The organism is Grimontia sp. THUN1695 (genome assembly GCF_059704325.2).
In genome coordinates, this window is sequence record NZ_AP046577.1 from 1,970,518 (window position 1) to 1,996,490 (window position 25,973).

A 25,973-nucleotide genomic window follows, 5' to 3' on the forward strand; every position below is an offset into this window, starting at 1 on the left:
CGCACATGATGAACATCACCATTGTCGGTGCAGGGCGTATGGGAGAAATCTACGCCCAAATCGTTGCCCAGCACCCAACCGCCCGTATCCGTACTATCGCCAGCCGCTCTATGGGCTCGGCAACCGCCCTGACTGACCGCTATGGCGGTCAGCCCAGTGACGATATTCCGCAAGCGATTGCTGATGAGGGAGCAGATGCCGTGATCATCTGCTCCCCGACGTCTACACACCTTGAATACATCAGCCTCGCTGCCAGAGCAGGTAAGCCCATCCTGTGTGAAAAACCGGTGGATTTGAGTATCGATCGGGTTCTGGCCTGCCAGAGTGTGTTGGCTGAAAACCCGGTAACATTTGCCGTGGGGTTTAACCGCCGGTTTGATCCGGCCATTGACCACCTAAGGCAACGGGTTCAGCGCGGCGATATCGGCCGTCTCAACATGTTGCTGCTTACCAGCCGTGATCCGGGGCCTCCGCCACTGGAGTACCTCAAGCACTCTGGCGGTTATTTCTGTGACAGCACCATCCATGATATTGACCTTGCCTGCTGGATAGCCGGTGAATTGCCGGTAGAGGTGTATACCGCAGCCAGCTGTATGGTCGATGCGGCGATTGGCGAGCTGGGGGATGTCGATACCGCCATGACCACCCTGCGTATGCCAAGCGGCCTGTTGGTCCATATCAACAACAGCCGGCGGGCTGTCTATGGGTTTGACCAGCGTATTGAAGCCTTTGGTGATGGCGGCATGCTGCAAACCCTGAACCATACCGAGCAGACGGTGCAACATTTTTCTGCAGCGTCTACCCACAGCCAGCCGCCGTTGCAGTACTTCTTCCTTGAACGCTACGCCGAATCATTCCGCCGGGAGGTGGATGATTTTGTCAGCGCGGTCCAGCAGGGCACACCACCCTGCGCCGGATTGGAAGATGGGTTGAATGCACTGAAAATCGCCCAGACCTGTCAGGCGTCGTTTGAGCTAGGTAAGAGCCTAGCGCTGGCATCCTGACTTATCCCGCAACCACCCGCGCCAGACTGCCCCGTCTGGCGCTTTTTTCTTTTCTCTTCTCCTTTCCCTTTTCTCTTTTCCTTTTTTAGGGTCTGTCCCTGTAATGAAAGTCCCTGAAATGAAAAAGAGCCCCGAAGGGCCCGTACTAAGCATCATTGATTGGGAAGCGGTTTACCAATCAGGACGCGCAAACTGATCGACATTATCCGACTGTATTTTCGGCGTTTCTATCTGGTTTAGTGCAGGCACATCAATCCCATTGGCCACCTTCACCGCGGTCTGGATGGCAAGAATGGCATCGTCGACCGGTGACTGTTTGTTGGATCCGGTCTCCCAACCGGCTTTAATGGCATCCCATCCTTCACCGAACAGGTTGCACGTCACCACTTTCACATCACCCGGCTTTTTGCCCGCCCCTTGCAGAGCTGAAATCACACCCAGCCCCATACCGTCGTCAAACGCATAAACGCCGTCGATGTCATTGCCATATTTGGTAAGGAACGTTTCCATCACTGTCTGTGCTTTTTCCCGGTTCCATTCCGCTGTCTGGCTCGCCAGAATCTTGATGTCAGGGTACTGGTCTTCCATCCTGTCTAAAAAGCAGTTCTTGCGCAGGATAGACACGGTGTAACCCGGTGTGCCTTCAACCACGACGATATTGCCTTTCTCTTCCAGCGAATCACCCAGCATTTCTGCCGCCTGTTCGGCCTGTGCACAATCATCCGGGCCAGTATGCGCGGCAATATAACGCCTGCCACTCTCACCGATGGGCGAATTAGAGGTAATCACCGGGATGTTTGACCATGACGCCTGTCGGACAGCCGGGATCAGTGCGTTTTGCGAGGTAGGCCAAAGCACAATGACATCAAGATTCTGGGAAACCATGTCCTGAATCTGGTTAAACTGGGTAGCCGGGTCACCTTGAGGATCCATTACCGTGGCTTTCAACCCCAGTTCTTTGGTGTACTTTTCCGCAGTCTCTGCATACTTAGCCTGATACGCATTTGAACCGGGATAAAGCACTGTAATACCAATCCGGGTTTCTGATAGCGGCTTTTTCAGCTCTCCTCCCAACCATTCCGGTGCTTCCTGTGCTGAGACAGACACCGCGACGAAAGGAAGAAGGAGCATGCTCGCAGAGAGCAGACGCGTTTTGAGCGTTTTTACAGTCATAAAACCTCCATTGTTGACTGTTCCAAAGCCAGGAAATGGCTTGGATTCCGGCATAAGGTGAACGTCAAATGTTTGGCCGGACTCGCTATTAACCTTTTACCTGCCACTGCTGTTTTACAACCAAAGAAATATCCAAACTGAAGATTCTTGGCCTATCCTGCCAATATCCAAAATGGATTTTTTTGGCCTGTTCCCCGTGCTTACTTGTCATAACATCATCAACAGATTGTTGAATACATTATAAGTAGATTGTTAAAAACATGATCTCAACTCAGGCACAGGGAGGATTGCCTATGACACAGAAAGTGTCATCTCATCTGTTAAGGAAAAACGGACTGCTGATAGCGTTTGTCTTTTTTCTCGTCGCTGTTGCATTCAGCGCACCGAGCTTTCTCACGCCCGGCAACATCCTTGATGTCATCAGACAGGTTTCGATCACTGGCATGATTGCCATTGGCGTTACGTTTGTGGTGATCACCGGACGTCTTGACCTCTCCGTAGGCAGCATGTTGACCTTACTGACGGTAATAGTCGTCGATTTACACAACCAGATTGGGCCAACCGGCGCGATACTGGTCACCCTGTTAACCGGCATGCTTATCGGTGCCGTCAACGGTGCCTTAGTCGGTTTTCTCAAACTGAACGCCCTGATCGTCACGCTCGCCATGCTCTCGTTTTTACAGGGTGTCACCCTTTTCTACTCTGGCGGTTCCAATGTCAACGTCACCAATGCACAGGACACCTGGTTTGCCTTTTTTGGCCGTAGTGACCTGTTGGGCATTCCGGTGCCGGTATGGATTTTCCTGATCTTTGGCGCCATCGCTGCGTTTGTGCTCAAACGTACCCACTTTGGCCGAACAGTGTTTGCCGTTGGCGGCAATGAAACTACCAGCGTCTACTCCGGTGTCCGTGCCTCTCTGACAGTCTTCAGCACCTATGTGATCTCCGGACTAGCGACTGCCATTGCCGCCATCATCATGGGAAGCCGGGTCATGGGGGCGCAGAACACCATTGGTCAGGGCTACGAGTTAACCGTACTGGCCGGCATTATCCTTGGCGGCACCTCACTGATGGGCGGCACAGGGAGTATTTGGCGCACCGTGATAGGAATTTCCATGCTCGGCTTTATCCAAAACGGCCTGTTGCTGCTTGGTTTTCCTTACTACGTACAGTGGCTGGTGACCTGGACGGTGATCATTTTTGCAGTCTGGGCAGATCTGGCTGCACAACGCGGGAGGGTACTGGCATGACCAACACCACGACTTCATCCAAAACCCAGGCACGAAACGGAGATGCCCCCATGAAGCAACAACACTTTGCGGCTGCCGGCAGGATGCTGGCCCGCAACCATATCTGGCTGTTTTTATTGCTGGCCATTGCCACCTTTTCGCTGGCGTCGCCCTATTTCCTGACGGTGAATAACCTCAGCAATGTCCTGACCCAGTCGGCGTTTATCGGCATTCTGGCTGTCGGCATGACACTGGTGATGATCAACGGGGAAATCGATCTTTCCGTTGGCGCCATTCTCGCCCTGGCTGGAGCGCTGGCTATTGGCTTGCAGCCGCATATCGGTATCTGGCCTGCGGTGTTCGTCGCCTTGCTTTCCGGCACAGCCCTTGGGCTGTTGAACGGAACCCTGGTGGTTCTTTCCGGCATGCACTCTTTTATCGTCACGCTGGGTGGTTTGATTGGTATCCGTGGGCTGGTGTTTATCTACACCGGGGAAAACGCTCTGATGGTGGAAGATTTCACTTACACCGAATACCCGGAAATTTATCTCGGTCCGATTTCGATCACTGCCATCATCTTTCTCAGTCTCACCTTTGCTCTGCAATGGATGCTGTCCCATACCCGCCACGGACGCGAAACCTACGCCATTGGTGACAACATTGAGGCTGCCCACGAAGCCGGTATCCGCGTCAAACGCCACAAAGTTATCAACTTTGTTATCTGCGGCACCTTAGCGGCGATTGCGGGTATTTTGCTGTCCATGCGGCTGGGTACGGCAGAGCCTAACGCCGGAAAAATCTGGGAACTCTGGGCCATTATCGCTGTGGTACTTGGCGGTACACGTCTTCAGGGCGGCTACGGCAGCCTGTGGAAAACCCTGGGCGGCATCTTAACCCTGGCGGTGTTGCAAAACGGACTGCGCCTGCTCAATACCCCCAATTACATTGAATTGATGGTCATGGGCAGTGTGCTGGTGCTGGCGCTGCTGCTTGACCGCGTCATGTTGACAAGAACATAAAGGACTGTGTGATGACGGAAATGGAAACCCTTCTCAGCCTCAGCGGAATCACCAAACGCTTTCCCGGCGTCACTGCGCTTGACGATATCAGCTTCACCATCAATGCCGGCGAAGTGCACGCACTGGTCGGGGAAAACGGTGCCGGCAAATCCACCATGATGAAAATCCTGTCTGGGATTTACCAGCCGGAGGAAGGCGAAATCCGCCACCGGGGCGACGTGATAAAACTGCCTTCCCCGCGTGATGCGTTGCAACGCGGCATCTTGCTTATCCATCAGGAATTGTCGCTCTCGCCAGAGCTGTCGGTGGCAGAAAACATCTTTCTTGGCACCTGGCCGACCAATACCTTTGGCGTGATTCAGAAAGGGAAGCTCAACCGGGAGGCCCAGCAAGCGCTCGACCTGCTGGGTTGTGATTTCAGTGCCGACACCCGGGTCGGTGACCTGACAATTGCCCGCCAGCAGATGGTAGAAATTGCGCGTGTCCACGCCTTTCACGCCAACGTGGTGGTGTTTGATGAACCGACGGCATCGCTGACCGATTCAGAAAAAGACCAACTGTTTGCCACCATTAATACCCTCAAGGCGCAAGGGGTCGGCATTGTCTATATCAGCCATAAAATGGACGAGATCTTCCAGATCACTGACCGCATTACGGTGCTGAAAGACGGACAGATACAGGGCACCCTGATCACCGCTGACACCGATGCCCATGAAATCACCAGCAAGATGATTGGTCGCACGTTGGACCAATACTTCATCCGGGCTAAAGAAAACTTTGGTGAGGAAGTGCTCCGCCTTGAGCAACTGGGCGTCAATGGCCTGTTTGAAAACATCAGCCTCTCAGTGCGTGCTGGGGAAGTGGTCGGCCTGTATGGCCTTATCGGGGCTGGCCGGACTGAAATTGTTGAAACCGTGTTTGGCATCCGCAAAAGCGATCAGGGCCGGATACTGTTCTGTGGTGAAAAGGTGAATTTCAAATCTCCCCGCGAAGCCATCGACAAGGGGCTGGCACTGGTTCCTGAAAGCCGCAAAGAACAGGGATTGGTACTCAACATGGGCGGCCTGGACAACATTACCCTGCCCCACCTGAAAATGGTGTCAAACGCCGGGGTAATGAACGCCGACCACGAAGCCGATCTCTACCAACGCTATAAATCGCTGCTGGAAATCAAAACCACCGGGCCGGCACAACCGGTGTCCGACCTTTCCGGCGGGAACCAGCAAAAATTTGTGTTAGCTAAATGGCTCTGCGCCAACCCCAGGCTCATCATCCTTGATGAGCCGACCCGGGGCATTGATGTGGGCTCCAAATCTGCCATCCATGAACTGATTGCCGGACTGGCAGAAGAAGGGCTGGCTGTGATTGTGATTTCATCTGAAATGCCGGAAGTCATTGGTGTCAGTCACCGAATCCTGACCATTGCCGAAGGACGGCTGGCAGGAGAATTCAGTGGCGATGACATGACAGAAGAAAACCTGATCAACGCGGTATCACTGCGCAACCTGGCGTAAACGGAGAACCATCATGACCAAACCAGTTTTAAACGTCGGCCTTGTGGGTTCCGGCTTTATGGGGCGTTGCCATGCCAATGCATTCCGCGCAGTCGGTGGGCTTTTTGACCTGCCGGTAGACATTCACCTGCATACCCTTGCTGACATTGACGATGACACCGCCACGTTACAGGCGCGCAAACTGGGTTTTGCCCATGCAACCGGTGACTGGCATACCCTTATCGACAACCCGGACATCGATCTGGTGGCAATCACTGCCCCCAATGCCTTGCATGAAGCCATCACCCTTGCGGCCATCAATGCCGGAAAAAATGTCTACTGTGAAAAGCCGCTGTCTACCACCTGTGAATCTGCCAAACGTATGACAGACGCCGCCGAGCAGGCAGGCACCACTACCCTGGTTGGCTTCAATTTCCTGAGAAATCCTTTAGTCCACTATGCCAAGGGGCTGATTGAACGCGGCGAGCTTGGTGACATCATCAGTTTCCGTGGCCGACACGCGGAAGATTACATGGGAGACCCGGATACTCCCCACTCTTTCCGTACAGCCGTGGATGGCGGGGGCGCACTGGCAGATATTGGCAGCCATATCGTCTCTATGGCCCGTTTCCTGATTGGCCCTATTACCCAGGTAAACGCCATGACAGAAACCGTGCACAAAACCCGCCCAGAAAGGCCGGGCAGCACGGTGCGCAAGCCGGTAGAAACCGATGACGTTGCCCATGCCCTGCTGCGGTTTGAAAATGGGGCGGCGGGCAGTATTGATGTCAGCTGGATGATGAAAGGAAAGACCATGGATCTCTCTTTCGAAATCACCGGCACCAAAGGGGCGTTGCAGTTTACCCAGGAACGGATGAACGAGTTACTGGTGTGGACAGACAAAGACGGCCCGGGAAATGGGGGATTCAGGAAAATCGAAACCGGCCCGGCCCATCCGCCGTATGGCCAGTTCTGCCCTGCGCCCGGTCACCATTTGGGATTTAATGACCTGAAAGTGATTGAGGTTGCCGAGCTGATCGACTGCATCAAACAAGGCAAACCCCATTACACCGGTTTTCGTGAAGGTTACGAGGTGCAGTGCACCATTGATGCCATGCTCACCTCTGCCAGACACAACCAGTGGGTGGACGTCAGCGACTTTATTCAGCCATGACGCGGCTTACCACATCAAATCATCCGGGATCTTAAAGTCCGCATACGGATCGTCCTCATCCATCGTCTGCTCATCGACGGTGTTATTGAGGACGATCGTTGATTCGTCACGCTGGGCAATTTTGTCCGCAACCACACCCGGCACAATCGCATACCCATCCTGATAACGGGCAATCGCCAGACGGCCATTCACCAGTTGCTGCTGGGTTTCCTTATTGACATAAATCTTTTTCACCAGCGTACCGTCGGTAAAGTTGTAGCCAATGTCGCCATCTTTGCGGTCGATTTTGTTCATCTCAACCAGTTGTTTTACCTGCGCGGCAATCGCCTTTTTCTCGGCTTCCTGCTGCTTCTGGCGGTTCAGCGCCTGATCCTGTGCCACTTGTGCCGCGCGTTTTTCTTCAACGGCTGCTTTGGCCTCTTTCGCCAGGGTGCGGGATTTCTTCGAGGTTTTACTGGCCTTTTTCATTTTCTTTTTGTCGATAAGACCCGCCTGAAGCATTTGCTCTTGTAGGGTTAGTTTTGCCATTTTGACTCCGTAGTGGGCGCTATTTTCCCGAATTAATGGCCGAATCATACCATTTAAGCCAGATTGGGCGCACGCCCAAACGAGTTAAACACCCATTGCCGCCACTTGCTCTTTCACTTGTGCAAACGGATACGCTGCCAGCTTACCGAACCCTTCCATTTTCCCTGCACGTAAACGCCCGGTCAGCGGTGTGGCAATTCCACACAAAAACCGTGTCGCAGCTTCAGCAGAAACCGCTACGCCTTCTTTAGACGCCGCCTCCAACAAAGGTTGCAGCAGGCGTTGCAGTTCAGCCGGAACAATATTTTCCTGAACACCGGCACGTGGCAACAGCGCAATGTTCCCCCGGCATACCGAGCAATGCCCGCATTGCGCCGGCGCATGTTCATCAGCGAAATATTCTGCCAGCCGGTGGCTCAAACAGGTGTCTGTCTCAAACAGGGATAACATGGCATGAACACGCCCGATTTCAGACGCCTCCTTGGACAGAAACAAGCTGTGCATCTCACGGCACAGCTCAATCGCCAGAGCCTCCTGACAGCGCGCAGGATTGATCACCCGGTACACATCGGTCATCTGCTTGCTTTCAAGCGCGATCCAGCCTTTTTCCGCAAAATAATCCAGCGCCGTCACCGCCCGCTTTCTGTCACCCTGATATCCCTGCCACAGTGCGTCAAAATCCACACTGTGCCAGGTGCGCGATTTGGGCGAGCAGTGGAAAATCGCTTCAACGAATTGCCGTCTCTCACCCTCAAACTGGTTTAATACCTGCCCAGCATCTACCCGCATTTTGAAGCGGTAATCAGCGAAATAGCTGTATTGCGGCTCGATAATGCCCGCCAGCTCCAGATACACCAACAGGGTTTTCAGCGGTAATTGGCGCACGTTGGATTCTTTGGAAAGGCGGGTCAGCATCACTTCCCATGTGCTTCCCGGCGGCGTTGCGCCGATGTCATCAATCACGGCACGGATGGCAATGCGATCCGGCGTATCGCCATACACAAAATTTTCCAGCACACTGACGGACTCCCGGTTGGCAAGCACAGTACAGACCGATTGCAGGCCATCACGCCCTGCCCGCCCGATTTCCTGGCTGTAGTTTTCAATCGATTTGGGTAAATCGTAATGGATCACCGCCCGGATATCGGCTTTATCCACCCCCATACCAAAAGCGATAGTCGCCACAATGCAGTGAATGTCACCGCGCATAAACCCGCCCTGGATGCGTTGGCGATCCTCACTCGCCATTCCCGCATGGTAGGCTTGCGCCGCGATGCCATTTGTCCCCAGCATGGCTGCCACGCTTTCGGCCGTTTGCTGCAACGTCACGTACACAATGGTCGGCTGGAACTGCGGCGCACGCTGGAGCAGTTCAAGCAGTGCTGCGGCTTTGTTGTTCTCCGCGCAGGGGATCACGTTCAGGTCGAGGTTTTGGCGGTAAAAGCCTGTTACCACCACCCTCTCCTGCGCAATGCCGAACTTGTTGCGCATATCTTCAATCACCTGCGGGGTCGCCGTGGCTGTCAGCAACAGCACCTGGGGAATATTGAGCTGGGTGCGGTAAGCCGGCAATTTGAGGTAATCAGGACGAAAATTATGCCCCCATTCGGAAATACAGTGCGCTTCATCGACCACCAGCAGGGAAATCGGTACCGACGCAATAAACTGGCGGAAACGCTCGTTTTTCAGCCGCTCGACAGAAATCATCAGGATCTTGGTTTCACCCGCTTTCACCGAAAGCATCACCTCGCGGGATTCATCATAAGTCAGTGAAGAATCAATCGACGCGGCAGCAATCCCTTTGCTGCGCAGGAAATCCAGCTGATCTTTCATCAGCGCCAGCAGCGGGGAAATAACAAGCGTAAGGTGAGGCAGATGGAGCGCCGGCAGTTGATAGCACAGCGACTTCCCCGAACCGGTCGGAAATATCGCCGCCGCCGAATGCCCGCCCAGCACCGCTTCCACCACCCGTTGTTGACCGCCCCGCAAGCTTTCAAAGCCAAAAACCTGATGGAGTGTCTGTAGATACGCGGAGCCTGTTTGCATGGGGAGCCTCATTTCAACGGGTTAGTTCACCGTGCAGTCTACACCGGGCAAACCGCCCCTTCGAGTACAAAGGCGGATTAAGCTGGGCAGGTTCGTGTTTTGGGTGAAGTCGTTTAGTGGGAGCGAGAATTGGAGGGAGTTGGTGTGGGAGTGCCCGCTTTCTTGCTAGCGAAAGCTAACGGCACCCATCTCATCCCGAGAATTTTCGATAGATTTTCTAATGCCAATCGTGAGGTGTGTGGAAATATCCCATTTTGTCGTATTTTCTCGTTCTCGATTTTGTTGCATATGATGATACTCTATTCAAAACATGCGCTTATTCTAAGTCCAAGTGTCCGGCGGATGCGCAAAAAATCCCAAAGTGGGGTGTTTAATTACCCCACTGTGGGATCTAATAAATTGTTATAGCGCAGTGACATCGAATCAATGCCACTGTACTAAGGACTATTTAGAAACTATTTTCAGATTTAATCCAGGCGACTCATAGCTATAGGTTATTGTGTATTGAGGGAAAACTTCCTTTGCAAATAACATCGCTTTATCAATGGCTTCTATGGGGTGATGTAGCAATACTGTTTTTTCTCGAGAGCCAGTTTCATCGATAAAGTCTTTTGCACTGATAATCGCACGAGCCACATATTGAAATACTTCATACTCCTCGTGGCTATCTATCATTCGGTTTGTAACTTCTGATGGTGATTCAAACCCTGCAACATTAGTTTCTAAGCGGTTGAAAACATCAACAGTGAGTCTTAATACTTTGCTCATAATATCTCCTTGAAGCGTAGCATTGATTGGGTGTAACAATGTTACAATTGGATCGTTGTTACGTCAAGTGAGAAGTTTGAGTTGCGCTATAACAAATAAGAATAAGTGTCGCGCAGCCGACACTTTATTTGGGTGTTGAACAAGCCCGTCGCTGCTTTATTAAGTAAATTGCTCGGATGCGCATAGAGAGGAAGCCCGCCGGTCACTGATTGACAGGCGAGCGCCGCCAGGAAGTTATCAGGTATCGCATAACTTCAAGGGGTTACGTGACTGTGTGTCTCTTTCTCTGCGTTTTCTCCTTCGTCTAAATGGCGGCCATTCTCCTTATTCTGTTCGCCTTTCGGCTATCTCGGTCGTGTTACGCCCACACAGACCAGGCGACGCTCCCCGCAGGTAGGGCAACCCCGGACAGTGTGGTGTTTGGTGGGCGCCTCTTGCGGCAAGGTCGAATGTGCCACATGAAGCAGCATCAGCTGGATCGTGAGCCGTTTTTGCTTGGCGCTGCCATGCAACAGGCCATAGTCGCGTACCCGTTGTAGCCCTTTGGGTAATACATGCTGAAGGATCAACATCAAAAAGCGCTGAGTCGGCAAGGTGCGCGTCGCCGATTGCTCAGTTTGGCTGTCGGTGTAGCGGAAGGTCACCTGATTATCGCTGATATCGAGAATGTCCCTATCCGGTAAAACCCCACGATACAGATACCGAGAGAGGTATTTGAGGGCGGGTAATCCCTGTCCCACGGCGCGGCAGTCCACGACCCATTGCGCAGGCAGCGAGGGTGGCAAGGTCAAGGTGGGATGGGCGTTGATGGCGGCCAACAGCCGAGCGCGCCAGACCGACGCCAGTGCCGCGTGAGGGTAAAGGAACTGCTTATTGCCCTTATGCCACTGGCGGCGCGTGGGGTGGTAAAACCCGGCAGGCACAATGGCATGCAGGTGCGGGTGCATATCCCGCCGTCGGTTGTGGGTGTGGAGCACCAGGGTAAAGCCACTGTCGCCGCCATGTTTGCGCTGGGCAAACGCCTTGAGTACAGACGCTGCGACCGAGAACATCAAGGCATACAAGGGTTTGGCCTGTGTACGGGCCAGGTGACGCATTGGCGCAGGCAGCGTGAAGGTCACCATAAAATACGAGGTCGGCAACAGCTTAGCCGCCTGTCGTTGGAGCCATTGCACCGTGTGAGGGTGTTGGCATTGGGGGCAGTGGCGATGCCCGCACGAGAGCGGTGTTCGCTCGTCATGGTGACAGCCCTGACATGCCCATTGTGATGTTCCCAACGCTCCGGTCCGACAACGGGTCATGGCAAAGATAGCCCGCCCGATATCCGGAGTAAGGTGTCGAGTATCTAGGGTTCCTGCATGCTGTTGCAGCAGTTGGATAAAGGCACTCATGGCGCCTCCCACATGATGGTGAGGCCAGACGCGAGTTGATTGACTGCCTGATGAAGTTGGGCGTGCTTCACGTCAGTGAGTTGGGTGTAGCGCGCCGTGGTGGTGAGGCTGGCATGACCGAGCAGGCGTTGCAGAGAGCGTAAATCCAAGCCTTGTTCGAGCAGGTGGGTGGCATAACAATGGCGCAGGGAATGAGGACTGATGGCCTTATGAATACCGACGTCCCGACAGACCTGCTTCATGGCTTTTTGCACGCCGCCGCGGTCCATCGGCCCTTCATTGCCAATACCGGGAAAAAGCAAGGTTGGGTGGCGATGGGTGCACCAGTATTGACGCAACACCGTGAGGGTGTTGTCGGGCAGCGGCACCAAGCGGTCTTTACCGCCCTTGGCATTGCGGATATGCACTTGATGGTGGGCACTGTCGATATCCCCGACAGTGAGTTGCAGTCCTTCGCCCAGACGCAATCCGAGACAATAAAGGGTGTAGAAGAAGCGTTGATAGCGGGGTTGTCGGGTAAAGGTGATGAGCAGCCCGACTTCGTTGGGGGTTAAGATATCTGGCAGGCGTTTGACCTGAGGGGGCTTGACGATATCGAGCCATTCCCACTGCTTATTGAGGGTATAGCGGTAGAAGAACTGCAGGCCATTACGGTCGAGCTTCACGGTGCTCCAGGAATGGGATGCGATAAGGCGCACGAAGTAGGTTTTGAGCTGTTGCTGAGAGAGGTTGTCGGGGGGAGAATCGAAGAAGGCGGCAATACGCCGGACAGCGCGGGCATAGGCGTCAATGGTGGCGGGACGTTTGCCTTGAAGGGTTAAGTTGTTGAGGTGCTGTTGGTAAAGGGCCTCGAAGTGCTGTTGTTGTTGCGGGTTCATGGTGTTTCTCCTGTCTGCTGGTGATGGGCAGGGTTGGGAGAAACGTAGGCGGTCAGGCGGCATTCTGCCGCGTAGCGGCTTCGTTCAACAAACGGTTCAAGAGGGACAACCAACGCGTGGCATTTTTATCATGCGTTGGTTTTTGTGGTTACGGTGTTGTGCTGAAGCTTGGTAGTGGCGTTGGTTGCCCCTTAACCGGGCGTTATATGTTAATGAGTAAAGGTACTTTCTAACAATTAAAACAGGAGGTTAATTTGAGTCTTGTTCAAATTCATTTTGATGGTGATATAGCGGTAAACCACCAAGTAAGTATGAGAACTTTGGGTAAAACGCTTACCCATCTGCAAAATTCAATGGATAGAGCCTATTTAGAACAGCATCATGGGCAGCTATGGAAATTTGCAAAAATGCGACAAGAATTCTATTCGGAGGTAGAACTACTTGTACAAGAGCCAAAAGAAGGTGGCTATGTTCTTGATTTTTTATCATCAAACCCGGCGTTGTTGATCAAATCAGTCACTTAACGTACTGATCCACCGCGAGTTATATCAGTTATCCAACTCGGTAACTCTTAGGCATACCTAGTCTTATGACTTTGTTCATCGCTTTGACATTCGCCAATGCCTCACCAACCTGTGCATTGTAATCACGCAGTGCCAATTGTGGGCTGAGTAACTTTTTATACCGATACATCCCAGTCTCTGAAAGGGAGCGTTGATGATATCCCGCTTCTCGCTTCCATTCTTCCAAGTGACCTGATTTCAAGGCACTCACGGCTTCATTTCGAGGATGACCATCCTCCCAAAAGCCAGCATTGCTGCGCGGCGGAATAGTCGGCTTTATACCTTTTTTCCTTAACACCTGATGGCAAGCTTTTGTATCGTAGGCCCCGTCAGCACTGACCTGTGTGATTTTTCGGCGTAACGGATTGAGCAACGTCGGTAACACTTCATTGTCGCCTACTGATTCCAAGCTGACGACAGCTGAAATGACCTCATGCGTACTGGCATCAATCGCAAGGTGTAGCTTTCGCCAAACACGGCGCTTTTCCTTGCCGTGTTTCCGCATTTTCCACTCACCTTCGCCAAAGACCTTTAAGCCTGTGGCGTCAATAACGACATGCGCTACAGGCCCTCGACTTGGTAAGCGATACTGAACCTCAACGGTCTTGGCGCGCTTGCTGATACAGCTGTAGGACGGTGATTTCAGCGGTACATCCATCAGGACAAATATCGAGTCGAGAAAGCCTTGAAGGGCGCGTAAAGGGAGCTTGAAAATGCCTTTAATCATCAGCGCCGTTTCAATGGCACCATCGGTAAACGTAAAGCCTCTTCCCCGTTTCCCATGGTGCTTTTTGCAGTGCCAACTCTGGATAGCGGCTTCATCAACCCAAAAGGTGACTGAACCTCTATTAATCAATGCTTGATTGTATTGCTTCCAGTTGCTGATTTTGTACTTGGCTTTGCCCATCATCGTCACTCATTTTCAGGTTCTGATGATCTGATCGCGGCACCGATGATTAGTTCAATGATTTAGGAAACAACGCCATTCGCCAGACGTAACATGGGTAACTGTTCGAGATCTTGAGAACAACTTAATGTATGACGGTTGGATTCAGGCATTTTCTGATGATTCAAAGGAAGCTGAGATCTTATTGAGCGATGTTGTCGTTTATAAAAATGACACAGCGGAGCAAATGTACACTGTCGATTCTCAGTATTTATCATTAGACAGAACTAAAATAGTAATAGAAATGAGGAAATAGATATGAGTGAGAAAAAAGTTATAGTGAATGAAGGCGTTGTGAAAAAAGGTAATACAAACCCGCCGCCACAAAAACCACGTCCAGCCCCACCATCTGGACAAAAGCAAGGTTAAGTACGCATTTAACAAATAAGAATAAGTGTCGCGCAGCCGACACTTTATTTGGGTGTTGAACAAGCCCGTCGCTGCTTTATTAAGTAAATTGCTCGGATGAGCACAGTGTGGATGTACGCCCGTCACTGATTGACAGGCGAGCGCCGCCAGGAAGTTATCAGGTATTGCATAACTTCAATGGGTTACGTGATTGTGTGTCTCTTTCTCTGCGTTTTCTCCTTCGTCTAAATGGTCGCCATTCTCCTTATTCTGTTCGCCTTTCGGCTATCTCGGTCGTGTTACGCCTACGCAGACCAAGCGACGCTCCCCACACGTAGGGCAGTCGACCTCCCAGCTTTTGGACACCTTACGTATAAAGTTGAAACACCAGAAAAAACGCATAGACTCAGAGTGATTTCCATTGATCGTTTTAAATTTACCTACCTTAATACGATACCATCCAATCACTGACGGCTCAGCAATCGTTAAAGTATCGGTCAACCCGGTACTGGTTCATCTTCCGATTGAATGGCCAATGCTTTTGTTGTGGTCGTCTCCAGCTTGGTTGTTATTCTCGGCTAATCCACCTTGCGTGAGTTTGGCTGGATCGAGTAAGCGCTTTAGTGTTTCTCTGTCTAAATCGGTTTCCTCTTCCGCAACATCAATGATTGCACGTCCCTCTTTGTAAGCCTTTTTGGCGATTTCCGCCGCTTTCAAATAACCAATCACTGGGTTAAGTACTGTCACCAGAATCGGGTTTTTAGCCAGTTCCGCATCAAGATTGACCTTCTTTACGATGAATGTGGAAATCGCCTTATCAGCCAGTGCGCGGGCGCTATTGCTTATCAGTTCAATGCTTTCCAACACATTGTGGGCAATCACGGGCAACATCACGTTAAGCTGGAAGTTGCCTGACTGTCCCGCCACTGTCACTGTGGTGTCGTTGCCGATCACCTGTGCCGCTGCCATTGCCGCCGCTTCGGGAATTACCGGGTTCACTTTGCCCGGCATGATGGACGACCCAGGTTGCAAGCCTTGAATCTCAATCTCGCTTAAACCAGCCAATGGACCCGAGTTCATCCAACGCAGGTCATTGGCAATCTTCATGATGGCGACTGCGGCGGTTTTGAGCTGGCCGGATAGCGAAACCATGGCGTCCTGGCTGCTGAGATTAAAGAAGAAATTCTCGCTGATACTGAAAGTTAAACCTGTTGCCTGCGACAGGTGCGGTGCGAAAGCTGAGGCGAAACGCGGATCTGCATTAATACCGGTTCCGACTGCTGTGCCACCTTGGGCTAACGCTTTGATGACGTCGAGGCTGCTTTCTATGCCTTGCTTGGCGTGGTTCACTTGGAATTGCCAGCCGCCGAGCTCCTGACCAAAAGTGACGGGCATTGCATCCATCAGATGGGTTCGTCCTGTTTTTACCACACCCCCAATCTCTTCTCGCTTCGTTTGTAAGGTATGGGAAAGGTGAGTAAGTGCCGGAAGCAGTTGATTCTCTATCATCAACGCGGCGCTAACCTGAATGGCAGTAGGGATCACGTCATTGCTGCTCTGTCCCATGTTGACATGATCATTTGGGCTGACGGCATCACCAAGAAGGGCACCGGCAATCGTCGCGATCACCTCGTTGGCGTTCATGTTTGAGCTAGTGCCAGAGCCGGTTTGAAACACATCAATAGGGAACTGATCGAGGTGCTGACCATCTATGATCTGCTGTGACGCTTCAACGATTGCATCGGCAATGTCGCCTTGCAGCAATCCCAGCTGTGCATTGGTAATGGCCGCCGCTTGTTTGATATGCGCTAACGCCTTAATGAACATAACAGGCATGGTGTGACGGCTGAAATGGAAATTGTTTACCGCGCGCTGGGTCTGGGCTTGGTACAGAGCGCTAACGGGGACGCAGACCTCTCCCATACTGTCTTTTTCAGTTCTGAATGCCTGTGTCGTCATACTGTGTCCTTTTGATATTCATCCCGTGGGGGGGGGGAGTTATGCGATTCAGTTCGGATTAACCAAAACTTAAGCTCCCCGTCATGCCATGGCGAAAAATAGCGTTTAAGTGCCAGCAGCGAAGCCGGGATCACATCAAGGTAAACATGGTGAAGCGGTTGGCTGCGCCGCGGATCATCGATTGAAGCAAACAGGCCGAGATGTACCTGCATTGCATAGCGCTCAAGCCATAAAATCGTCTGGTACGTTTTCTTAAACGTAGCTTATCTGGCGCTAACGGTTTAGTGCTTTTAGAGGCTACCGCATATCCATTTCCAATTGGTTGAGGACATACTTGAGAATGCCACCCGAGTTGAAATACTCCAGCTCTTTTGGATTATCGATGCGTGCAATAACGGGAATGGTATGCTCCGAACCTTGAGCGGTTACGATGATAATATTTAGCTCTAGTAAGGGCTTAAGAGGTTCATTGGGCGCGATAAAAACCGTCTCATTCCCTTCCAGCGCGAATGCTCTCAACTCACCGGGTCGCATTAGCTGAAGTGGCAAAACGCCCATACCGACCAAATTACTGCGATGAATCCGTTCAAATGATTCCGCGATGACCGCTTTTACGTTTAGTAGCAAACATCCTTTCGCCGCCCAATCCCGGCTGGAGCCTGAACCATAGTCTTTACCGGCAAAGATAACCAAAGGCACTTGAAACTCGAGTGACCTTTTGCTGGCATCGAAAATAGGTATGACAGGAGGCACTTTCTCAGTCGTCGACATGTTACAGTCATCCAGTTTGGTATCGCCGTAACATCGTGTGAAACCGCCTCTGATCGGGAAGGCGATTTTGTTTTCCAAGCGCAGATTTGAAAATGTCCCGCGAACCATGACGTGATGATTTCCTCTGCGTGCACCAAAACTATTGAACGCTTCTGGGCGAATGTTTTTTGAAAGCAAATAATGACCCGCCGGACTATGTTCAGAAATGCGCCCTGCGGGTGAAATATGGTCGGTTGTGATCGAATCCCCCAAAATGGCGAGTACGCGTGCTGATTCAATAGGAAAAGTGGGGGGGAGTAATTCCAAAAACGGAGGGCGTTGTATGTAGGTGGAGTTCTCATCCCATGGGTAACAAGCGCTGTCTTTCATCGACAATTGCTCCCAATCTTCATCACCCTCAGTGATATCGTCGTAGCTCAACCTAAAGTGGCTCTCATGCACGAGTTTCAGCATTTCATTGAGCATGGTTTGGCTTGGCCAAAGATCGCTGAGATAGACTGGTTCATTATTGCTGTTCAAAGCAATGGGTTCGTTTTCTAAGTCAATACAGGTCGTGCCCGCTAACGCAAACGCCACCACTAATGGTGGTGAAGCAAGCCAGTTCAGGTTAACGGCGGGGTGTATTCTGCCTTCAAAGTTGCGATTGCCCGATAACACGGCCGACACGTTAAGGCTTCTCTCTAAGATCTCTGCTTCGAGATTGTTTTTCAGAGGCCCAGAGTTACCAATGCATGTAGTGCAGCCGTATCCAACGCGATGAAATCCCAATAGATCGAGGTAATGTTGTAAGCCTGTATCATTGAGATATCGAGCGACAGCTAAGGACCCGGGGGCGAGAGATGTTTTGACGTAGTCAGGAACAGTCAGCCCTTTTTTCACTGCTGCCATAGCAACTAAGCCTGCAGTCAGCATAACAGCAGGGTTCGATGTGTTAGTGCATGAGGTGATGGCTGCAATGACAACATCACCATGATCTAAGTGAGCACCTGATTCCAAGCGTCCTGGTCGAGAACTCGAGGTTGAGGCACCTTCAATTGAACATTGGTCAAGAGTTGCCTGCTTAATTGCACTGATGTTAAGCCTGTCTTGAGGTCGTTTGGGGCCAGCTATTGAAGGGACAACTTCAGATAAATCCACGACGACATCTTCATCATACTCAGGTGAAACCGTGTTCGTGTCCCACCATAGCTCTTGCTCTTGTGCGTAAGCACGCACTCGATCGACCAGTGAGGAGGGGCGGTTTGTCAGCGTTAAATAGGAAATAGTGTTTTCGTCAATCGGGAAAATACCACATGTCGCACCGTACTCTGGGGCCATATTGGCAAGCGTAGCACGGTCAGCCACAGATAAATGCGCGATGCCAGAACCATAATATTCAACAAATTTGCCGACCACCCCGTGTGATCGTAACCTTTCTGTTATCGTCAAAACCAAATCAGTCGCCGTCACACATGGACGTAATTGGCCATCAAGACGCACGCCGACAACCCGTGGGACAGCGATAGTGAGCGGCAGACCTAACATTGCGGCTTCGGCTTCAATACCGCCCACTCCCCAACCAAGCACGCCTAATCCGTTTACCATCGTGGTGTGACTGTCGGTTCCGACCACAGTATCTGGTGTTAACACTCCATTTTCATCTACGCGAACAACGTGTGATAGATACTCCAGATTCACTTGATGGCAGATGCCTTTACCGGGCGGTATCACGGTCAGGTTACGGAAATTCTTTTGTGCCCATTTTAGGAAGGTATAGCGCTCTTTATTTCGCGCCATTTCAAGTGCACGATTCGTGTTTATTGAAGATTCTGAGCCAGACTGTTCAACAATTAGCGAGTGATCTATGACGAGATCGACCGGACACTTAGGCGTGACGTGGCTTGGCTCCCCGCCAGCTTGTGCAACTGCATCTCTGATAGCGGCAAGATCGACCAAAGCCGGTATCCCGGTATAGTCCTGCATCAGCACTCTGCTAGGGTAGAAACTGAACTCTGCTGACTGACTAATGCGCTCTGAATCGAGTGTCGTATTTTTAAAGAGCAATGCTTTAATAATTCGAGATGACGCATTTAAATCAGTGGTTTGCCGCATTACGTTTTCAATAAGCAAGCGCTTAGCAAAGGGCGTTTTTGACAGAACTGCCTGATAATCCTGAGCGATTTTTCTCAGTGACCAGTATTTATACTCAACGCCTTTGACATTGAGCGCCTTTTGATACGTTTGGTACCGTCCTTTTTCATTATTAGGAATCATGACTTATTTCCTTTTTTTCGTGTTTGACCTTTTATAAGGGGACAGCCCGGTCAGAAAGGCGACGTCTTTCCTCCTTGAATTTCAAAATTTGTGTGGGTTACTAGGTATCACTCTTCTAATTGAAGGGTCTTGTTCTGCGGCGAAAGTGTCTCAAAGCCATTCAGAAACCGAAATAGTGCCCCATCGGTCGAGAGGATGACCGACGTATTGTCGGAAAAAACAGCGTCGTATGACCTTAATGTTCTGACAAACTCGAAAAACTCAACCGCCTCATCACTTTGATTGTATGCCCGTGAGTAGATCTCGGCGGCTTTAGCGTCCGCCGCCCCTCTGATCTCTTCCACTTCGCGATAAGCTTCAGACTGAATCTTGTCCAGCTCTCTCACCCTGTCACCACGGATTCTTGCTGACTCGCCATTACCTTCAGATAAAAAACGTTCAGCGATCTGGCGACGCTCACTGATCATGCGTTCATAGATTTTTGGACGGACACTTTCATTGTAATTAATGCGTTTGAAGCGGATATCAAGCAGCTCAATGCCAAATACCTGTATTTTTTGGGCTGCCGAGGCAAAGATCTCTTCTTCAACCCGTTTTCTTCCCTTGTAAATAGGCACAAGCGTGCCAATTTTTATCGTCTCTTCCATGTCGCCTATTAAGCCGTCTCGCACTGGCACTCTGTCTTTCGTTGTGCGGATCACCTCTATCAATTCATGTTTTGCAATTGCATTTCGGGTTTCGCTGCCGAGTATGTCATCAAGCCTCGATTGGGCACTGCGCTCATCTCTAAGGCGAAGGTAGTACTGCAGCGGGTCGACGATTTTCCATCGGGCAAATAATTCAACAGAGATATATAGCTTATCTTTTGTTGGCATATCAGAAGGGGCGCCATCCCACTCCAGCACCCGTTTTTCAACCACATTGACTTTCTGTATGAATGGCACCTTGATGTTTAACCCAGGCGTTACCACGGGTGAACCGACGGGCTTACCAAACTGCGTAATGATCACTTGATCCACTTCATCCACCGTGTAAAGCGCACTGTATAAGACCAGCGCCACGACAGAGATAAGGGCGACGACGCCCCCAACGGTTTTGACTTTCATTGTCCCTCTCCCTGTCTGTCTTTAATGTTGAGCAGCGGCAAAATCGCTTCCAAGTTGTTATCAATGATGATTTTGCCATCAATTTTTGGCAGTACAGACTGCATGGTTTCGATATAAACCCTTCGTTTAGTGACCGCTGGCGCTTTCAGATATTCCGCATAAAGTGCGTTGAATCGAGAAACGTCACCTTCTGCTTCGTTAATGCGTTTTAACCGGTAACCATCGGCTTGCCGGATCTGTTGGTCTTTTTCACCGAGCGCGAGGGGAATGATTTTGTTGTAATCCCTGCGGGCTTCATTGATTAACTTCTCTTTTTCTTGTTGCGCCTGATTTACTTCATTGAAAGAGGCCTGAACCGGCACAGGGGGATTAATGTTTTTCAATTGCACCTGGTCGATGCTAAAGCCCATCTCATATTTTCTGGATAGCTCCTGCATTTTTATCAGTGCTTCGGATTCAATGTCCTGGCGACCAACGGTAATCACTTCATCAACGGTTCTATCGCCAACGACCTCGCGCATCACCGATTCAGAGACATAACGCAACGTTGCGCTAGGTTGCCGTACTTCAAACAGAAACTTAACGGGGTCTGAAATGCGATACTGCACAACCCATTCGACCAAAGCGGCGTTCAGATCGCCCGTCACCATTTGCGTTTCTCTCACTTGGTCGAAGAGCCGGGCACTTTGGTAGGGGTTATTCGCTTCTGGGGTAGAAAAACCGAACTCCTGTTTGAGCTGACGCTTGACTGGGACAATTTCGACCGAGTCGATGCCAAGGGGAAGTTTGAAATGCAAACCCGGCAACACCGTATAGACATATTCACCAAAACGCTGAACGACAGCCACAGAGTCGCTAGGCACGGTATATATGGCGCTTTTGATTAATAAAGCGATAAGCAACACAATCAGGATAATGCCGAAATTAAATGGGTTACCTCCGGGAAGTAACTTTTTAACATTGCGTATCTTTTCGATAAATTCGTTGAGATCAGGGGGCGATTTATTCCCACCCCAAGGATTATTGGATGGTTGATTATTGTCTGGCATCTTTTGCTCCTCCATTCATTGACTTGAATGAGTGCTGTTAGCCTAAAGACCAAATGTTGGTGTGTATTACGCGTAAACCTTTGTTATGTATGGCGATGTCATGGCAGAAAGGAGAGCAGCATAATCCATGGAAAACGCCACCTCTTCTCCTACGCACAAAGAATCATCGGTGGTTTCTACAATAAGATGGTCACTGCTCGCATCTTGTAGCTTGATGCCTTTTGGCGGTGTGAGCCCTTGTGGGTAAACGTCTTGTCGGCCAATGGCGAGTATCGCTTGATTGACCTCTCCTCGATCATGACATTTCTTATATTCGCCAAAGGCATTATTACGTATTTCTCCCCAGGGCAGCGAAGGCTTTCTATTTACTTCAATGACTTCGGCATAGAGCGAGAAAACATCCACATGCAGATCCATCATCCTTGTTTGCTTGAGCGTTTCTCTTCCAAGGAAAATAGCTTCTCCTAGCCTCAAGTGATTAACCCGACTGGCTTTATACTCACCCGTTGCCCAGAGAAGATTCGCTGAGTTTCCGCCCGAAATAACAGGGAGTGAAACAGACAAAATGGTTTCCAGAGCCTGTACCAACTCAGACAAACGCGACATTTTTTCTTTATCCGGCGAGACGCCATGACGACACATTAAATTTACGCCTATCCCTTCAAGCGTAATATTGGGCTGGCTCAGGGTATATCTCATCACCTTTTCTAGCAGATTGGGCATGACCCCTTCGCGTAAGTCCCCTAATTCAACCATGATGATCACGCCATGGGTTCGCCCTGTCCTTTCTGCCGCCAGCGACAAGGCATGTATCACCGCTATCTCCGTATTCAAGCTAATTTCACAGTGTTCGACGACCCGCTCGACCTGACTTAACATTGGCGTGCGCATTAGCAGAATGGGCACATGAATGCCTGCACTACGCATTCTTTCAATGTTATCGATGCGGGAATCCGCCAGCATAGTTGCCCCAGCTTCGATAAATAGCTTCGCCAAATAGGGATCCCCTTGAGTCACCTTCATCACAGGGGTGGCTGATATGCCAAGCTGAGAGAGTCTTCCTATTAAGCGTTGCGCGTTGTGCTTAAGTTTTTGGCAATCTATCTCCAATCGGGGGGATATCATTGCGTGATACTTGGAAGCTGTTTATTTAGCGCAGGGAAAGTCTTGAAGACCATCTGGCACAAACGCTCAGCAGGCAGAGAGAGAGCATCTGTCACAGGCAGTTCAAACTCCTTATGATACTCCTTGATTGTTTCTTCGATGTCATGCGCACTCATTCCTTCATGATTAAGCGTGATACCCAGCACCGGAACTTCACCAAATAGCTCAATGAGGTCGATTTCTGAATGAACTGAAGGCATCGGCATATTTTCAAAATCACTTCGATGTGCCCTTCTAGGAGCATGTTGCAATATGACCCCATTTGGTGCACAGCCCCGAAGAATGGCAGCACTCGTGGTGAAGGCGGGGTGACTGAGTGCACCTTGCCCTTCTATGATAATGACGTCAGGTTGCTCGGTTTCATATGCACCCACAATGAGTGACTCCAGCTCACCCGCGCAGAATTGCGATGGCACGGCATCCATAACAACTCCATAGCGTGCACCTTGCATGATGCCAGTTTGTCCTGTTGCAATGAGCACCACATTCAGGCCGCGCTCACGCAACGCATTGGCTAAGATTGTCGCTGTGGTGCGCTTCCCGATCGCACAGTCAGTGCCTGCCACAAGGATTCGAGGGCAGCCAACCCGATGAATGATCCCGCTAAACGTTTGTAAGTCTTTCTTCGCATGAGGTTTTCGAATATCAAGAATGGTGACATTGAGGGTTTCGGAAGAAGAAATGAAAACAGGGTCATCATTTAGAAACTCATGCAAACCGTTCACAATATTCATACCTAGTCGCATAGCATAAAGGATGAGTGATTTCTCAGACTCTGAATACATGCCACTTGATGGTGCCAAACCGAAAATAAAGTAATCGGGGATGCCATCGGCATTGTCAATTGCGTCCTTCAAACTGGCACAAACTGGAATGCCGTTGCACTCACCATCGAGCACATAGCCAGAATCTAAGCCTGATTTCTCGCTATCTATCACCGCTAGGATACGGAAATTTGGGGAAAGGCGAACAAGGCCATTTGCAGTTTTCCCGTCAATTTTTCCAAAGTTCGCCTCGCAGTAAACAATGGCCGTGGGCAACGTTTCGTACCCTGATTGGATTAAATACAATTTCGAAAACTGTTTTACCAGTTGAACGTCAAGCGTGTCAGTCTCGGGGGGCTCGGGGAGCGATAACATGGACATAATAAGCCTTGTTGGTTTTAGGCTTAGGGGGCGACGAGTGCAGGCCGATGCGTCATTTCGGGAGGGTACAAGAGGTCCCCACTAAGCGATGGGGGAATATAAACAGTAGCACACTAATTTAACCAGTGCGGCTCTTGACTCATACAAGTTGAGTTTGTCTCACTAGAAAGACATTGTTCAAAGTGACAGGCAACTTACCGTGGTCGGTATTGCCTGTTGGCTGAGAAATTGGAGACCATTAAGGCGGTTTCGGTGCGAGGAGTATTACTGCCTTAGTTTGGCGAGACAAATACCTCTGTTTAATATCACTATTTATGTTAGTCAAACAGATGCTTCAATGGATAGGTGAAATCTGGCAATGGTCGAAAACTGTATATCGATTTTTTGACCTCTTCACTGATAGCGCGCAAGCATAGGTTTTAGGCCTATCAGCCCTACTAATGAAAATCCAAGGTTCCCCAAATAAAACTTATCCGAAGTCTTCGCCTTTGAGCACAACCGCCAACTCACTTCTGTCCAATTTTAAGCCATCAAATTTTTCAACTCTAGCAGGCAATGATCAGAAGTCTGCCCGAATTTTATCCAGCAGCTCCTGCTGTTTATTTGGGGAGAGTTTAGATGCTGCTAGTAGCAAAGCAGCCAACATATCATCGTCACAATACAAGTAAGCAACAGGCACACCAAGCTCATCAGCGAGTCTCTTGGCTGTTTGGTAATCTGGTGCATGCTTACCTTTTTCATACTGATTGAGGCGCGCACTGGCTGTGTTGGGATCCATACCGAGATTTATGCCTAACTGTTGTTGAGTCATACCTGCGGCTTTACGCGCAGCACGCAGTCTAGTTGGGAAAGGTGATTCCATAAATCTTCAGCTACTTAGGATAAGTAACTAAGATTCTCTTAGTATCACGTCAACAAATGTACTAAGGATTACTTAGGTTTAAAAGACCAGCACTACGCCTTTTTCTTTAGAAGCTCTTTTATTGGAATGTTTTTGCTGAACACCCTGTCGGTCAAAGCCTCGTCACTGCTCAATGCTTTGGGGTTGTAACCTGAGTATCGTTCAATTTCAGAAAGTCTCAGCTCATTGAAAGGAATATCAAACGGGTTCAGCTTTTTCGAGTTAAGCTTCGCGTAAGAATTTCGCAGTCGCTGCATGTCAAACTCACGCTCTCCGTCAAACACCGCGTCTTTCACTGCATCGTTTATCAAATGCCGTAACGCTCTCATTTCGCCTCTGCTCGCCGCAAATAGTCCAACGGAAATCTGTTTGGCTTCTATCTTTGGTGGAGTATCAAACGGCATTTTCTTAGCCAAGCCTTTTAGAAACTGAATGAAGTGAATGGGGTCTTCCGAAAGCTTAAAGTAAGGAATAGATCGGCGGGTAACTAACCTAGACGACCACTGAGGCTCTTCAGCTATCATCTCAGCCCACGGCATACCGACAAGAATGATAGGTACGCCAGCTTCCTCTGAGATGTATTTGAAGCGATTCGCAATCGCTTGTCGCTTCTCTACTGATTTGAATTCGATAAGCTCTTGGAATTCATTGATAATAATGAGTTCTACTTGCTTCACTTTAAGCAGCTCGACAAGCGAGTAAGTCAGGCTGGAATCCGTCGTGATCCTTGAACGACCTCTGGCGGTGGTTCCGAATTGCCCAAGATCTTTGAGCAGTTGCAAAACCGTTTCTTCCAGCGTGAACTTACTTGGGATGCGGCTGACCAGCACTGGCAAAGAATCAAACTTACTGATGGGGTCAGATTGAAGTCGGCTTTGATAATGACGAATAAGGTGGGACTTGCCGCAGCCAGTATCACCCGTCAGTAACATGCATTGCTGATCACCACCAAGCAGTCGATTCTCTCTCAACCTATCGAAATCACTCATGATTTCTTTCAGCAGCGGATATTCAACAAAGCAATCCCAGAAGGCTTTGAGTTTGATGCTTTGCTCTTCCGTCATG

Annotated in this window: 21 protein-coding genes; 6 read left to right on the forward strand and 15 right to left on the reverse strand. The window is 50.3% G+C overall.

The window, feature by feature from the left end:
• Positions 1 to 5: 5 nt before the first annotated feature.
• Positions 6 to 1,004 (forward strand): inositol 2-dehydrogenase, encoded by a 999-nt coding sequence (gene iolG, locus AC6IB1_RS12455; RefSeq protein ID WP_497566931.1) that lies wholly within the window; start codon positions 6 to 8, stop codon positions 1,002 to 1,004.
• A gap of 171 nt (positions 1,005 to 1,175) precedes the next feature.
• Here the strand turns inward: iolG and AC6IB1_RS12460 are convergent, their stop codons facing one another.
• Positions 1,176 to 2,177: a sugar ABC transporter substrate-binding protein gene (locus tag AC6IB1_RS12460; protein ID WP_497566932.1), complete on the reverse strand. Its 1,002-nt coding sequence runs from the start codon at positions 2,175 to 2,177 to the stop codon at positions 1,176 to 1,178.
• A 293-nt stretch (positions 2,178 to 2,470) separates the two neighbouring features.
• On the opposite strand from AC6IB1_RS12460, the gene AC6IB1_RS12465 reads away from it, so the two are divergent.
• Genes AC6IB1_RS12465 through AC6IB1_RS12480 form a run of 4 tightly spaced genes read left to right on the forward strand, consistent with a single transcriptional unit; the run spans position 2,471 to position 7,092 of the window.
• Positions 2,471 to 3,427, forward strand: a complete 957-nt coding sequence (locus AC6IB1_RS12465) for an ABC transporter permease subunit (protein ID WP_497566933.1) — start codon at positions 2,471 to 2,473, stop codon at positions 3,425 to 3,427.
• Positions 3,428 to 3,477: 50 nt separating this feature from the next.
• Complete coding sequence (locus tag AC6IB1_RS12470; RefSeq protein WP_497566934.1) at positions 3,478 to 4,425, forward strand: ABC transporter permease; 948 nt, start codon at positions 3,478 to 3,480, stop codon at positions 4,423 to 4,425.
• 11 nt (positions 4,426 to 4,436) lie between these two features.
• A complete protein-coding gene (locus tag AC6IB1_RS12475) occupies positions 4,437 to 5,939 on the forward strand; it encodes a sugar ABC transporter ATP-binding protein (RefSeq protein ID WP_497566935.1) in 1,503 nt (500 codons plus the stop codon).
• A 13-nt stretch (positions 5,940 to 5,952) separates the two neighbouring features.
• The gene (locus AC6IB1_RS12480) at positions 5,953 to 7,092 is read left to right on the forward strand and encodes a Gfo/Idh/MocA family protein (protein WP_497566936.1); all 1,140 of its coding nucleotides are present in this window, start codon (positions 5,953 to 5,955) and stop codon (positions 7,090 to 7,092) included.
• Positions 7,093 to 7,098: 6 nt separating this feature from the next.
• On the opposite strand, the gene AC6IB1_RS12485 is transcribed toward AC6IB1_RS12480, so the two are convergent.
• The 5 genes from AC6IB1_RS12485 to AC6IB1_RS12505 form a co-directional block, all read right to left on the reverse strand.
• Positions 7,099 to 7,620 carry a DUF2058 domain-containing protein gene (locus tag AC6IB1_RS12485; protein ID WP_497566937.1) on the reverse strand — a complete coding sequence of 174 codons (522 nt, stop codon included), beginning with the start codon at positions 7,618 to 7,620 and terminating at the stop codon, positions 7,099 to 7,101.
• An 84-nt stretch (positions 7,621 to 7,704) separates the two neighbouring features.
• Positions 7,705 to 9,666, reverse strand: coding sequence for a RecQ family ATP-dependent DNA helicase (locus tag AC6IB1_RS12490; RefSeq protein ID WP_497566938.1), 1,962 nt, complete (start codon positions 9,664 to 9,666; stop codon positions 7,705 to 7,707).
• A 444-nt stretch (positions 9,667 to 10,110) separates the two neighbouring features.
• Complete coding sequence (locus tag AC6IB1_RS12495) at positions 10,111 to 10,434, reverse strand: hypothetical protein (RefSeq protein WP_057620207.1); 324 nt, start codon at positions 10,432 to 10,434, stop codon at positions 10,111 to 10,113.
• Between the two features lie 344 nt (positions 10,435 to 10,778).
• On the reverse strand, positions 10,779 to 11,825 hold the full coding sequence (locus AC6IB1_RS12500) for an IS91 family transposase (RefSeq protein WP_497566939.1): 1,047 nt from the start codon (positions 11,823 to 11,825) through the stop codon (positions 10,779 to 10,781).
• The gene (locus AC6IB1_RS12505) at positions 11,822 to 12,703 is read right to left on the reverse strand and encodes a tyrosine-type recombinase/integrase (RefSeq protein WP_497566128.1); all 882 of its coding nucleotides are present in this window, start codon (positions 12,701 to 12,703) and stop codon (positions 11,822 to 11,824) included. Before AC6IB1_RS12505 ends, AC6IB1_RS12500 begins: the two co-directional genes overlap by 4 nt.
• A 254-nt stretch (positions 12,704 to 12,957) precedes the next feature.
• Here AC6IB1_RS12505 and AC6IB1_RS12510 point away from each other — a divergent pair, with 254 nt between their 5' ends.
• On the forward strand, positions 12,958 to 13,227 hold the full coding sequence (locus AC6IB1_RS12510) for a hypothetical protein (protein WP_497566940.1): 270 nt from the start codon (positions 12,958 to 12,960) through the stop codon (positions 13,225 to 13,227).
• A gap of 28 nt (positions 13,228 to 13,255) precedes the next feature.
• Here the strand turns inward: AC6IB1_RS12510 and AC6IB1_RS12515 are convergent, their stop codons facing one another.
• From AC6IB1_RS12515 to AC6IB1_RS12555, 9 genes are all read right to left on the reverse strand, one after another.
• Positions 13,256 to 14,173, reverse strand: coding sequence for an IS5 family transposase (locus tag AC6IB1_RS12515; RefSeq protein ID WP_032475470.1), 918 nt, complete (start codon positions 14,171 to 14,173; stop codon positions 13,256 to 13,258).
• Positions 14,174 to 15,073: 900 nt separating this feature from the next.
• Positions 15,074 to 16,519: a class II fumarate hydratase gene (locus tag AC6IB1_RS12520; RefSeq protein ID WP_497566941.1), complete on the reverse strand. Its 1,446-nt coding sequence runs from the start codon at positions 16,517 to 16,519 to the stop codon at positions 15,074 to 15,076.
• Between the two features lie 297 nt (positions 16,520 to 16,816).
• Positions 16,817 to 19,543 carry an aconitate hydratase AcnA gene (acnA, locus tag AC6IB1_RS12525; RefSeq protein ID WP_497566942.1) on the reverse strand — a complete coding sequence of 909 codons (2,727 nt, stop codon included), beginning with the start codon at positions 19,541 to 19,543 and terminating at the stop codon, positions 16,817 to 16,819.
• Positions 19,544 to 19,650: 107 nt separating this feature from the next.
• A complete protein-coding gene (hflC, locus tag AC6IB1_RS12530; protein WP_497566943.1) occupies positions 19,651 to 20,649 on the reverse strand; it encodes a protease modulator HflC in 999 nt (332 codons plus the stop codon).
• On the reverse strand, positions 20,646 to 21,698 hold the full coding sequence (gene hflK / locus AC6IB1_RS12535) for an FtsH protease activity modulator HflK (RefSeq protein ID WP_497566944.1): 1,053 nt from the start codon (positions 21,696 to 21,698) through the stop codon (positions 20,646 to 20,648). Before hflK ends, hflC begins: the two co-directional genes overlap by 4 nt.
• A gap of 66 nt (positions 21,699 to 21,764) precedes the next feature.
• On the reverse strand, positions 21,765 to 22,823 hold the full coding sequence (locus AC6IB1_RS12540) for an alanine/ornithine racemase family PLP-dependent enzyme (protein WP_497566945.1): 1,059 nt from the start codon (positions 22,821 to 22,823) through the stop codon (positions 21,765 to 21,767).
• On the reverse strand, positions 22,820 to 24,001 hold the full coding sequence (locus tag AC6IB1_RS12545; protein ID WP_497566946.1) for a DUF1611 domain-containing protein: 1,182 nt from the start codon (positions 23,999 to 24,001) through the stop codon (positions 22,820 to 22,822). The genes AC6IB1_RS12540 and AC6IB1_RS12545 overlap by 4 nt, the downstream gene beginning before the upstream one ends.
• 565 nt (positions 24,002 to 24,566) lie before the next feature.
• On the reverse strand, positions 24,567 to 24,869 hold the full coding sequence (locus tag AC6IB1_RS12550; RefSeq protein ID WP_407332545.1) for a helix-turn-helix domain-containing protein: 303 nt from the start codon (positions 24,867 to 24,869) through the stop codon (positions 24,567 to 24,569).
• 92 nt (positions 24,870 to 24,961) lie between these two features.
• Positions 24,962 to 25,972, reverse strand: coding sequence for a TniB family NTP-binding protein (locus AC6IB1_RS12555; RefSeq protein ID WP_497566947.1), 1,011 nt, complete (start codon positions 25,970 to 25,972; stop codon positions 24,962 to 24,964).
• Position 25,973: the final 1 nt, after the last annotated feature.